The sequence below is a fragment of the Radicibacter daui genome (assembly GCA_030657355.1).
Taxonomy (GTDB): Bacteria; Pseudomonadota; Alphaproteobacteria; order Radicibacterales; family Radicibacteraceae; genus Radicibacter; species Radicibacter daui.
The window spans coordinates 2754805-2766442 of sequence record CP131056.1; the positions used below are offsets into that span (position 1 = coordinate 2754805).

At 65.2% G+C, this 11638-nt stretch carries 14 protein-coding genes and 1 tRNA gene; 1 reads left to right on the forward strand and 14 read right to left on the reverse strand.

Translation table 11 applies throughout. The features are described from left to right. Window positions 1-32: 32 nt before the first annotated feature. Entirely contained in the window at window positions 33-617 is a 585-nt protein-coding gene (locus tag QTL98_RS13055; protein WP_445678904.1) for a hypothetical protein, read from the forward strand. An 83-nt stretch (window positions 618-700) separates the two neighbouring features. Here QTL98_RS13055 and QTL98_RS13060 read toward each other — a convergent pair. The 14 genes from QTL98_RS13060 to pbpC all read right to left on the reverse strand — a co-directional run bounded on the left by QTL98_RS13060 (window position 701) and on the right by pbpC (window position 11633). Beyond that, window positions 701-776: transfer RNA gene (locus tag QTL98_RS13060), tRNA-Phe, on the reverse strand. 99 nt (window positions 777-875) lie between these two features. Continuing rightward, on the reverse strand, window positions 876-1121 hold the full coding sequence (locus QTL98_RS13065) for a DNA gyrase inhibitor YacG (RefSeq protein ID WP_445678905.1): 246 nt from the start codon (window positions 1119-1121) through the stop codon (window positions 876-878). Between the two features lie 125 nt (window positions 1122-1246). Next, window positions 1247-2362: a ribonuclease E/G gene (locus tag QTL98_RS13070; RefSeq protein ID WP_445678906.1), complete on the reverse strand. Its 1116-nt coding sequence runs from the start codon at window positions 2360-2362 to the stop codon at window positions 1247-1249. Window positions 2363-2397: 35 nt separating this feature from the next. Further along, the gene (locus QTL98_RS13075) at window positions 2398-2994 is read right to left on the reverse strand and encodes a Maf family protein (RefSeq protein WP_445678907.1); all 597 of its coding nucleotides are present in this window, start codon (window positions 2992-2994) and stop codon (window positions 2398-2400) included. A gap of 5 nt (window positions 2995-2999) precedes the next feature. Beyond that, entirely contained in the window at window positions 3000-3218 is a 219-nt protein-coding gene (gene infA, locus QTL98_RS13080; protein ID WP_445678908.1) for a translation initiation factor IF-1, read from the reverse strand. 200 nt (window positions 3219-3418) lie between these two features. After that, window positions 3419-3910, reverse strand: a complete 492-nt coding sequence (locus QTL98_RS13085; RefSeq protein ID WP_445678909.1) for an arsenate-mycothiol transferase ArsC — start codon at window positions 3908-3910, stop codon at window positions 3419-3421. Between the two features lie 12 nt (window positions 3911-3922). Further along, on the reverse strand, window positions 3923-4393 hold the full coding sequence (locus QTL98_RS13090) for a UPF0262 family protein (RefSeq protein WP_445678910.1): 471 nt from the start codon (window positions 4391-4393) through the stop codon (window positions 3923-3925). A gap of 257 nt (window positions 4394-4650) precedes the next feature. Next, window positions 4651-5943 carry a histidinol dehydrogenase gene (gene hisD / locus QTL98_RS13095; RefSeq protein WP_445678911.1) on the reverse strand — a complete coding sequence of 431 codons (1293 nt, stop codon included), beginning with the start codon at window positions 5941-5943 and terminating at the stop codon, window positions 4651-4653. Further along, window positions 5927-6610 carry an ATP phosphoribosyltransferase gene (gene hisG / locus QTL98_RS13100; RefSeq protein WP_445678912.1) on the reverse strand — a complete coding sequence of 228 codons (684 nt, stop codon included), beginning with the start codon at window positions 6608-6610 and terminating at the stop codon, window positions 5927-5929. The genes hisD and hisG overlap by 17 nt, the downstream gene beginning before the upstream one ends. 15 nt (window positions 6611-6625) lie before the next feature. After that, window positions 6626-7108 carry a DUF2948 family protein gene (locus QTL98_RS13105; protein ID WP_445678913.1) on the reverse strand — a complete coding sequence of 161 codons (483 nt, stop codon included), beginning with the start codon at window positions 7106-7108 and terminating at the stop codon, window positions 6626-6628. Window positions 7109-7148: 40 nt separating this feature from the next. Continuing rightward, window positions 7149-8438 (reverse strand): UDP-N-acetylglucosamine 1-carboxyvinyltransferase, encoded by a 1290-nt coding sequence (gene murA / locus QTL98_RS13110; protein ID WP_445678914.1) that lies wholly within the window; start codon window positions 8436-8438, stop codon window positions 7149-7151. A 153-nt stretch (window positions 8439-8591) separates the two neighbouring features. After that, entirely contained in the window at window positions 8592-9146 is a 555-nt protein-coding gene (gene dcd, locus QTL98_RS13115) for a dCTP deaminase (RefSeq protein WP_445678915.1), read from the reverse strand. 126 nt (window positions 9147-9272) lie between these two features. Then, complete coding sequence (locus QTL98_RS13120) at window positions 9273-9470, reverse strand: hypothetical protein (RefSeq protein WP_445678916.1); 198 nt, start codon at window positions 9468-9470, stop codon at window positions 9273-9275. A gap of 72 nt (window positions 9471-9542) precedes the next feature. After that, the gene (gene pbpC / locus QTL98_RS13125; RefSeq protein WP_445678917.1) at window positions 9543-11633 is read right to left on the reverse strand and encodes a penicillin-binding protein 1C; all 2091 of its coding nucleotides are present in this window, start codon (window positions 11631-11633) and stop codon (window positions 9543-9545) included. Window positions 11634-11638: the final 5 nt, after the last annotated feature.

Here is an 11638-nt window from a genome sequence, read left to right on the forward strand (position 1 = left end):
AAATGGGGAGTTGGTTCACGGAATGCTTACGCTTGGCGACGAGAGCCCCCGAACCCCAGACCAAACGCTTCTTTCTCGGGCTTGCGACGCTGCTTCCTCTGCAGGTCGGGCCGGCTTTTGCCAGCGGCGCCGTTACCGTCGAAAGCAACAACTACCATACAGCCAGCACCGCGGCCGAAGCCGCGCTCGACAATATCCTGAAACAGGACAATGCCGACGGAACATTAAACTTGTTTATTCTTAAGCGCCCGGATCGGGACTTATCGGCGGATATCCTGTTCTCCGGCCTTTTCACCCCGGCTCTGGAAGCCGCGTGGGCCGAGGCGGAGACAGAGGCTGTAGCAAAGCAGTGTAGTGGACAATATGACGAGGACTACATCTGCGGACTAGATTATAGCCCATTACTCTGCGCCCAGGATATCTCTGAAGATGGTTACCTCTATCAGACTGGGCACAGCGACGGAAACACTGCCCTTATATCAGTGCGCTGGCCCTGGCTCGACCAGCCAGTCGCGACCTACCGGATCGTCTTGCAAAATGGCAAGTGGCTGCTTGATGGCGTTACATGCCTGCCCGATGGGACTGACTTCAATCCCAGCAACGGGCCCCGGGGCTAACCAGAAAGTCCGGTTAGATAGCGCTGAAAGAAAAAAGCCGCACCGAAGCGCAGCCTTATTAAAATTCAGAGCCGAAGAAAAGATGGTGCCCGGGGACAGAATTGAACTGCCGACACTGCGATTTTCAGTCGCATGCTCTACCAACTGAGCTACCCGGGCACTGCCGCCTTGGTGCGGGCGATGGAGCCGGAGAACCGGGGCCATCGCGCGGCGTGAGCGGGTTTTTAGAGAAGCCGGACGGGGCTGTAAAGCCTAAATTTAATCTTCATGACGATCTTCTTCTCCGGGACGCGCAAGGCCGCCATCTTCCGGAAATTCATCTTCATCCTCAGGCTTTTGCGGGATGGTATAGCTCTCGGTAAACCAGTTGCCGAGATCGACGTCGCGGCAGCGCGGCGAACAGAAGGGCCGCGTACGCTTGCGCGTCGGCGCCCCGCAGATGGGGCAGGTGCGGCCGGGCAGGACTTCATCGATATAGGGCTGCTGGCGGCTGGTATCACTCATGGTCTTCTCCCGGGCCGGCAACCACCGCTCCAGAACGGGAGGATGCCGGAAACAATCTGCTTGCGACACCCGATAGACGCTGCAGGCCACCTTCGCAACCCCATGGGCGCTTGGGCGATGGCGGTTTATTCAGCCTTGCTACCGGCCGCCAGCAAACGGCCCAGCGGCTCGCCCCGGCGGGTGCGCACCATCTCGACAAGGCCGAGGCGGGTAATGCCGAGCACCTGCAGGCCGGCCGGGTCCTTCGCCGCCTCATGCCGCAAGAGGGCAAGCAGCGGCTCGCGCGCGGCGGCGGGCACATCGATAAAATCGGCAATGATGATGCCGCCGAGATTGCGCAGGCGCAGCTCGGTCAGCAGGCGGCGCGCAGCGCGCTGGTTGGCCTCCACCGGCGACAAGCTACCGCCATTGACGTCAATCGCAACCAGCGCCTCCGTCTCCTCGATCACCAGGCTTGCCCCCTGCCCCAGATCGACCCGGGTGGAAAGGAGCGTGGCAATGGCGCCTTCCAGATCTGTCAACTCAAAGAGAGCGGGCGTGCCCTTGTAGTCCTCGACCTGCATTTGGGCCGGCAGTGCAGCGCGGCGCGCCGGCGGCAACAGGCCATAGCTGGAATCGATACGCAGGCGATATACGGCCTCGCCATAAGCCGTCAGCGCCCTTTCCAGCGCGTCAGGCGCCGGGCGCAACAGGCGCGGGCTGTTGCCGGCGCCAAAATCGGCCATCAGCCGGTCGGCTTCAGCGGCAAGACGCCCTGCCTCCGCCCGCACCTCTTCGGGCGCAGCATCGCTGGCGGCAGTGCGCACCACCCAGCCATGCGGCAGGTCGGACAGCAACTGGCGCCACGGGCCTGCCGGTCCCTTGATTTTTTCAGAGACGCGCACCTTGCGCCCTCCGGCAAGACACAGGCACCAACGGCCAGTGAAGACGGCCTCGGGCTCCACCTGGGCAGCCTTGCTGCCGGTGGCATCGCGGCTCACCGTTGCCAGAAACAGCCGGTCATCATCCGGCGCGCGGGGAGCCCAGCCCTCAAGGCCGTCGGCAAGACGCAGAAAGGCCCCGCCCGCGCCGCTGATCCGGCGGCCGGCGCGGGCGGCATAAATGGCGCCGACAAGGCTCGGCCGGGCGGCATGATCGACAAACAGATCGGCAAGGTTGCCGTCCGCAAGCACGGCAACCCGGGTGAGCGGGCCTTGCCGGTCCACCCACAGTTCGATCTCGCCTGTTTGTGCTGAAACCATAGTGCGGCCCGCCTCAATAGCGCCCGGCCAGAACTTCAGGCCGGGAAACCTGCCCCGCGCAGCATCATGGCCACCTCGTGCAAGCCGAGACCCACAATGTTGGAATAGGAGCCGGAAATGAAGCTGACATATTTGGCAGCAAGGCCCTGGATACCGTAGCCGCCTGCCTTGCCGTGCCAGTCCCCGCTGGCGACATATTCCGCCATCTCCTCAGCCGTCAGCCGCTTGAAGGCCACGGTGCTGTCCACGACACGGGAGGAGACAGGCCCGCCGGGGGCAATCAGGCAGATGCCGCCATAGACATGATGGCGCCGGCCGGAGAGCAGCCTGAGGCAGGCTTTCGCCTCGGCCTCTTCTTCCGCCTTGGGCAGGATACGCGCGCCGACGCCGACAACGGTGTCGGCCGCCAGCACGAAGGCTTCCGGATGGCGCGTGGCCACCGCGGCGGCCTTGGCACCGGCAAGGCGCAAGGCAAGGCGCCGCGGGCTTTCATCAGCCAGCGGCGTCTCGTCAATATCGGCCGGATCGATGGCTGCCGGAACGATCCCGATCTGCGCCAAGAGGTCCACGCGGCGGGGCGAGGCCGAGGCCAGCACGAGCGGTGCGCCAGCCGTGGCCTTCGCCGCGCTCATACCGCTCACTTGAAGCGGAAGGTGATGCGACCCTTGGTGAGGTCGTACGGGGTCATTTCGACATTCACGCGGTCGCCCGCCAGCACGCGGATGCGGTTCTTGCGCATCTTGCCGGAGGTGTGGGCGAGCACTTCGTGATCATTGTCCAGCTTCACGCGGAACATCGCGTTGGGCAGCAGCTCAACAACCGTGCCCTGAAACTCGATAAGGTCTTCCTTCGCCATGCAGTGTTTCTGCCACTCTTGAAGTTAAGGGGCCGCCTGCCGCTACGTCCGGCGGCAGCTATGCCCTGGTTCATGTGTCTCAGGTTCAAACGCCGTTCAAGGCGCAGGAAATGGGCCCCGCGCCCGGAGCGGCGTTCGAAATCTCGTCAGTCCCGGAGCCCGAAAGGGGCAGGACGGGCGCCTTTATACAAGCGGATGCGCTAAAGGGGAAATCTTTCCTTTATACGGGCAAGAAGCCCGTCCCTCAGATGCCGGAAAGCATCAAGCCGCTGCTCGCGTTTGCCCTCCGTGGCGGAGGGGTCCGCCATCGGCCAGTGCTCGACCGCGCTGTGATGGGTGCGTGCCCAATCCTGCGCCATCTGGCGGGCCGGTTCGGTCATGCTGATCACAAGGTCGAAATTGCCGTCATAAAGTTCGGAAAAGCGCTTGGGGGCGTGGCGGGTCAAATCCACGCCGATTTCGCGCAGCACCTCCACCACCATCGGGTCCACCTCCCCCGCTTCAACACCGGCGGACTGCACATAGATGCTGCGGCCGACCCAGTGCTTCATCAGCCCCTCGGCCATGGGCGAGCGGATGGCGTTGTAGGTGCAGGCAAAAAGCACGGCATGCGGGCGCGGGCCGGCAGCGCTGCCGGCTTCGGCCGATTTACCCCCGGCAGCGCCGGAGACCGGAACGTCGGGATCTTCCATGGCCGCGGCGCCTCAGCCGTTAAGCTTCATGACGCACAGCAGCGTGAAGAGCCGGCGCGCGGTTTCCAGGTCCATGTCGACCTGGGCCGCCAGCTTCTCGCGCAGCAGTTCGGATGCCTCGTTATGCACGGCGCGCCGCCCCATATCGATCGCCTCGATCTGCGCCGGGCGGTTTTTTACCGCGTCATAGTAGCTGTCGCAGATCATGAAGTAGTCGCGCATGATGGCGCGCAGCGGGGCCAGCGGCAAGGCCATCTCGCCAAGCGGCGCCCCCGCTTCGCTCTGCACATCCAGCAGCAGGCGCGCCCCGTCGAGCTTCATCTCCAGCCGGTAGGGCCCCGCCGGAAGGCTGACGGGGGAAAAGCTGTTCTGCTCCAGAAGGTCCTGAATCGCCACGCGGCGGTCGCTCTCCACCTCCGGGCGGCGCGAGGCCGGACCGCCGGGGGCAACCACGATCTCCACGATACGCTGGCGCTCATTCATGCTTTGCGTCACTCCCCCCGTCATTGCTGGCGCCGGAGCGGCCCAAACTTCGCCCACCATCCTGCCTCCCGTTTTGCGGCATTGCCTTGTCCGGCTTTTCCCTGGAACCGGAGGAATCGCCCCCTGGTTCAATCGGGGCTCCGGTAGCAGGCACAGCCATAGGCGCGCATTTGAACGAATGTTGCGCCGCAAAACAGAAAGGATCAAGAAGATTACTGCGCGCCCTAACCTTCCGGAGAGGTCAGGGCGCGGGGAAATCAGCTCTCCAGCCGCAGCGATATAGAGCGGGCGTGGGCTTCAAGCCCTTCGGCATGGGCGAGCGTCACCGCTGCCGGGCCGATGCGGGAAAGCGAAGCGGCATTGCAGCCGACAAAGGTGGTGCGTTTCATGAAATCGAGCAGGTTGAGGCCCGAGGAGAAACGCGCGCTGCGGGCGGTCGGCAGCACATGATTGGGGCCGGCCACATAGTCGCCGATGGCTTCGGGCGTATAGCGGCCAAGGAAGATGGCGCCGGCATGATGAATGCGGGCCATCATGGCTTCCGGCTCGGCAACGGCGAGCTCCAGATGCTCCGGCGCCACGCGGTTGACGATGGCGGGCACCTCTTCCATCGAGCGCACCAGGATGATGGCGCCATGATCGCGCCAGCTCGCGCGGGCGATATCGGCGCGTGGCGCCCTGGTCAGCTCATCCTCGACGGCGGCAGCCACCTTCTGGGCGAAGGCGGCATCGTCGGTCACGAGAATGGCCTGCGCCACCTCGTCATGTTCCGCCTGGGAAAGCAGGTCGACGGCAATCCAGACCGGATCGTTATCGCGGTCGGCCACAACGAGAATTTCGGACGGCCCGGCCACCATGTCGATACCGACGGTGCCGAAGACCTGACGCTTGGCGGCAGCAACATAGGCATTGCCGGGGCCGACGATCTTGTCGACAGGGCGAATGGTGGCGGTGCCATGGGCAAGGGCGGCGACAGCCTGCGCGCCGCCCACCTTGTAGACCTCGTCCACACCGGCGGCGCGGGCGGCCACCAGCACCAGCGGGTTCAACACGCCATCGGGCGCCGGCACCGTCATCACCACGCGGCCGACACCGGCAACACGCGCGGGAACGGTGTTCATGAGCACGGAGGACGGATAGGCCGCCAGCCCGCCGGGTACATAGACGCCGACGGAGGATAGCGGCGTCCAGCGCGCGCCCAGCAGCACGCCCTCGCCATCCACATACCGGTCTTCCTTCGGCATCTGGCGGCTGTGGAAGGCCTTGATGCGGGCAGCCGCCATATGCAGCGCCGCCACCGTATCTTCCGCCACGCGGCCATGGGCGTCGGAGATTTCGGCTTCCGTGACCTTGAGGGTCGCGGCCGTCAGGCTCTGGCGATCAAAGCGATTGGTATAGTCCACCACCGCATCGTCGCCGCGCTTCCTCACATCGGCGATGATGGCAGCAACGGCATCCTGCACATCGGCAGCGCTTTCGCGCTTGCCCGCGAGAAAGTCGACAAAGGCGGCTTCAAAGCCGGCAGCGGCGGTATCAAGCCTGAGCGGCATCGACAACATCCCGGAAACGATCGATCCATTGCACGACATCGCGCGTGCGGGTCTTGAAGGCGGCGCGGTTGACCACGAGACGCGAGCTCACATCGGCGATGTGCTCGATCTCCATGAGGCCGTTGGCCTTGAGCGTGGAGCCGGTGGAGACCAAGTCGACGATGCGGCGGCACAGGCCCAGCGTCGGCGCCAATTCCATAGCGCCGGAGAGCTTGATGCATTCCGCCTGCACGCCGCGCGCGGCGAAATGGCGTTTGGTCACTTCCGGATATTTGGTGGCGATACGCACATGGCTCCAGCGGCTGGGATCGTCGCTGGCAATGCTGTCGACCGTCGCCGCCACAGCAAGGCGGCACTTGCCGATGCCGAGATCGAGCGGGGCGTAGAGTTCGGGATAATCGAACTCCATCAGCACGTCGGAGCCGGCAATGCCCATATGCGCCGCGCCGAAGGCCACGAAGGTCGCCACATCGAACGAGCGCACGCGGATCAGCTCCAGCCCGGGCACGTTGGTGGCAAAACGCAGCGCGCGGCTGCGCGGATCGTCAAAGGCAGCTTCCGGCTCGATGCCGACGCTGGAAAGCATCGGGCGCAAATCGTCCAGAATGCGCCCCTTCGGCACCGCCAGCACAAGGCTGTCCGTATCGCTGTCGCGGTCGTAAGGCATAAAAGACTTCTTCCCTCAGGCCCCGGCCGTGCCGTCCGCCCCGGAAGAGGCATCATGGCTGGGCTCGCGCGTTGTCGGCCACGTCTCGCCCAGATCCTCCGCCAGCAGCGCCCACTGCTCCGTATCGAGCGTCAGCGCCACGGCGGGCCCGCCGGAAAACTCCAGCCGCAGTTCGGCGCCGTCGAGGGTGACTGTCAGGATATTGAGCAGCCGCCCGCGCTCGCCGGGATCAAGGCCACGCAGCCGTGCAGCCCTTACCCCTTCCACCCGCACGGCGCAATGGGTGCGTTGGAAAAGGGCCTCGCCTTCTTCCGTCGCCGTCTGCTGCCCGCGCTCTTCCGAGCCCGGCCAGCAGAAGCGGTTGACGATCATCACGAAGCGCTGCTCCCCGGGGATCCAGGCCATGTCGCCGGCCGGCAGGATGGCATCCTGCAGCAGGGCGGCGATGACGGCGATATCCTCGCCGTCACGCGCGATCAGCTTTACGGGTCCAACCATCGGCGGCATCTCCGGGGCGAAGGGCGCGGAAAAAGGCGGCTTATTCAGCCGCCATGCTTTCCTTGAGGCGCTCGATATCGGCGCCGCAGGCACTCAGCTTGGCTTCAAGGCGCTCGTAACCGCGATCAAGATGATAGACGCGGTTGACGATGGTTTCGCCCTGGGCGGCAAGGCCCGCCAGCACCAGCGACACCGAGGCGCGCAGGTCCGTTGCCATCACCGGAGCGCCGGTAAGGCGCGGCACGCCGCGCACAAGGGCGCTGGAGCCGTGGACGGTGATGTTGGCGCCCATGCGGCCAAGCTCCGGCACATGCATGAAGCGGTTCTCGAAGATCGTCTCGGTGACCATCGAGGCGCCGTTGCACACCGTCATCATGGCCATGAACTGGGCCTGAAGATCCGTCGGGAAGCCGGGGAACGGCTCGGTCACCACGTCGACGCCCTTGAGCCCGCCCTTCGGCGCGGTCACTTCCACACCGCCATCACGCTCGGTGAAGGCAATGCCGGCCTCGCGCATGGACTTGACGGCCGCCTTCAGCAGATCGATGCGGGCGCGCGGCAGGAACACCCGGCCACCGGCAATGCCGACTGCCATCATGTAGGTGCCGATTTCGATACGGTCCGGCACCACTTCATGGGTTGCCCCATGCAGCCGGTCCTTGCCGACGATAACGATACGGTCGGTGCCCGCGCCGGTGATCTCCGCGCCCATGGCATTGAGGCAGACGGCAAGGTCCACCACTTCCGGCTCGCGGGCCGCGTTGATGAGGGTGGTGGTGCCCTTGGCAAGGGCTGCCGCCATCATCAGATGCTCGGTCGCACCGACGGAAACCTTCGGGAAGACAACCTCGGCGCCCTTGAGGCCGCCCGGCGCACGGGCCACGACATAACCATCCGTCAGCTCGATCTCGGCGCCCAGCGCCGCAAGCCCGTCCAGATGCAGATCGACCGGACGGCTGCCGATGGCACATCCGCCCGGCAGCGACACGCGCGCTTCATGTTCGCGCGCCACCAGCGGGCCTAGCACGAGGATGGAAGCCCGCATCTTGCGCACGAGATCATAAGGTGCGGTGGTGCTGGTGATGTTCTTCGTGGTGATGGTCATGGCGCGGCCGGCGCCCTCGCCCTTTACCACAACCTCGCTGCCATGCTGGGTCAAGAGCTCGCCCAGCGTGCGGATATCCATCAGCGTGGAGGGGATGTTGGTGAGCGTCAGCGGCTCGTCCGTCAGCAGGCCGCACACCATCAGCGGCAGGGCCGCGTTCTTGGCGCCGCCGATCTCGATGGTCCCGTCCAGCGGCTTGCCGCCCCTGATCCTGATCTTGTCCATGAAATGCCCCTGCCGCCCGCCTCATCTTGGCGGGCTCATCTCGAGAAATCCCGACCGGTCAAGACACCGCCCCTATCAGACGATGCCTGCCCCACCCGGCCGCAAGCACACCCAGTGATGTCGCCCGTGCCCTTGTTTGACACGGCGATTTTGTCACATGCGCGGCAATGTAACCCCGCGCTGGCCCATATATTTGCCAGACCTGTCAGCATAGCTCACCTCGCAAGGCTGGTCGCCCTGCAGGAAGATGAACTGGCACACACCTTCATTGGCATAAACACGCGCCGGCAGCGGCGTGGTGTTGGAGATTTCCAGCGTCACATGGCCTTCCCACTCCGGCTCAAGCGGGGTCACGTTGACGATGAGGCCGCAGCGGGCATAGGTGGATTTGCCAAGGCAGATCACCAGCACGTCGCGCGGCACGCGGAAATATTCAACCGTGCGGGCGAGCGCAAAGCTGTTTGGCGGGATCACGCAGACATCCACCTCGCGCTCGACAAAGCTGTTCTGCTGGAACGCCTTGGGATCGACGATGGCGTTGTCGACATTGGTGAAGATCTTGAACTCGCGCGAAAGGCGCGCGTCATAACCGTAACTGGAAAGACCGTAGGAAATGACGCCTTCACGGCTCAGTTTTTCCTGGAACGGTTCGATCATGCCATGCTTGACGGACATCTCGCGGATCCAGTTATCGGACATCACCGCCATGCGGGAAGCGCCTTTCGTTTTCAGGTCAAAATCGTCTGTGAAAGCCGCCCGAAGAAACCTGAAGCGGCCGGACGGTGACAGGGGATAATCTTACCCCCCGCGTTTTATAGAGCTATCGGGCAGCGCTCAAGCCTTGCTGCTGTCCGGGCCCGTCTTCTCGCCCGCCTTGCCGGCAACGGTGCCATGCGCGGCAGCCTCGGCATCGGCCACATCCTCGCGCCGGCCGCGCAGCTGCGCCTTGCGCTTCTTGAGGTTTTCGCGCAGGGCCGCGGCAAGCCGCTCTTCATTGCTCTGCTCGTAAGTGGGGGTAAGGCGCTCGCCCATTTATAAATCCCGAAATATGCCGTTCAGCGGAAAGCGGCGGGATTATCCCTCAAGCCGGCATCAAGCGCAAACCTAGCCGCCCGCCTCGACGAACACATCAACAGCCGCGGCCGCGCCGGTGGCGTCGATCGCCTCGATGCGCTGGAAGCCGCCACCCTCGGGCTGCCAGAGGATTTGCCGCCCGGCGCCGCTACCCGCAAGCGGGTGGCCATTGACCAGCCAGCGGATGGGCAGCCGGCCACCGCTTGCTTCCAGCGGCAGGCGGCTGCGACCTGCCGGCAGGGCAAGCCGGCCGCCATCGGGCGGAAAGGCAATGCCAAGGGTACGCACCGCCGAAGGAGCCGCCAGTTGGGGCCGGCGCACCGCGACACTCCCCGCCCCGACATCCGCATCACGGCCCGGCCGGCGGGGCAGCATGTCTACCAGATCGAACAGCAGCGGCGCGGCGGCGCCATACCCGGTGCAGTAGGCACAGGGGCGCCCGTCCGGCCGGCCAACCCAGACGCCAACGACATATCCGTTCCAGAGGCCAACCGCCCAGGCATCGCGGTAACCGTAGGAGGTACCGGTCTTGTAGGCGACAGGCCGCCCGCCCGGCAGCGCCAGCGCATCCGCCCGGCCCAGCGGCGGCGGCAGGCTGTGCAGGATGGTGAGCACATCACTGGCAGCATCGGGCGCCATCAGCGGCAGGAACCGTGCCGGTGGGGCATCCTGCACTGCGCGCAGGGCAAGCGGTGCCTTGCCTTGATGGCCAAGCGACACATAAAGCCGCGTGAGATCGGCAAGACTGATGCCGGCGCCGCCGAGCGCGATGGGCAGGGAAGCCGCCTCCGCCCCCAGCGGAAAGGCCAGATCGACGCCGACGCGGGTAAGCGCGGCATCGAAGCGCCCCGGCCCCAGCCGGTCCAGCACCGCCACCGCCGGCACATTAAGCGAGCGGCGCAGCGCCTCTGCCGCTGTTACCTGACCATGAAAGCCGCCATCAAAATTACGCGGGGCGTAACCACCAAAATCCAGGGCACGGTCATCGATGACGCTGTCCGGTCGCAAGAAGGCATGATCGAAGGCAAGGCCATAGATAAAGGGCTTCAGCGCCGAGCCGGGCGAGCGCAAGGCGCCGGTCATATCCACCATGCCAAGGCGCGCCCGGTTGAAATAATCGCCGCTGCCGATGGAGGCGAGGATATTCGCGCTGCCGGCATCCACCACCAGCGCGGCAAGCCCTGCGCCTTGCGGCAGCCTGTCCGTGGCGGCGGCGAGCACCGCTTCGGCACGGCGTTGAAGGGTTGCGTCAAGCGTGGTGGCGATGCGGGTCGTGCTGCTTCCAGCCTTCGCAACCAGCGCCTCGGCCAGATGGGGAGCCAGAAAAGGCTCCGGCGCCGGGGTCAGCCGCAGCGGCGCGGCCAGCGCCTCATTCCGGCTCTGCGCATCCAGAACACCGGCAGCAAAAGCCCGCTCGATCACGCGGTTGCGAGCCGCCCGGGCCGCCTCCGGAAAACGGTCAGGCCGCAGCCTTTCGGGCGATTGCGGCACGGCCACCAGCAACGCGGCTTCAGCAGCGGTAAGACGCCCCGGCTCCTTGCCGAACCAGGTGAGCGAGGCAGCCCGCACCCCTTCGAGATTACCGCCGAAAGGCGCGAGGCTCAGATAGAGGGAAAGTGTCTGTTCCCGGCCAAGGATTGCTTCCAGCTGGAGCGCCCGCGCCATTTCGATGAGCTTGGAAGGCAGCGTACGCGGCCGTGGCTCCAGCAGGCGCGCTGCCTGCATGGCAAGGGTGGAAGCGCCGGAGACAACATGGCCGTGGGCCGCAAGCTGGCCTGCCGCCCGCAAGGCGGCCAGCGCATCGACACCCGGGTGCTGCCAGAAGCGCTTGTCCTCAAACGCCAGCAAGGTTTGAAGGTAAAGCGGGTCCACATCGCCGGCCTTTGTCAGGTAGCGGCGCTTGTCGTCCCGGCTGAGGAAGTTGCGCAGCGGCTCCCCCTGCCGGTCCACTACCTCCACCGAGCGGTCCTGATAGCGCTGCAGATCCGGCGGAAACGCACTGTCGGCAATGCGCCACAAGGCAAACACAGCCAGCAGCGCGCCACCGCCATAAGCCAGCCAGCGACCGGATTTACGGCCACTGGCTGCTATTGCTCTCTCAGGCTGAAGGTCGCCCGGCATCGCGC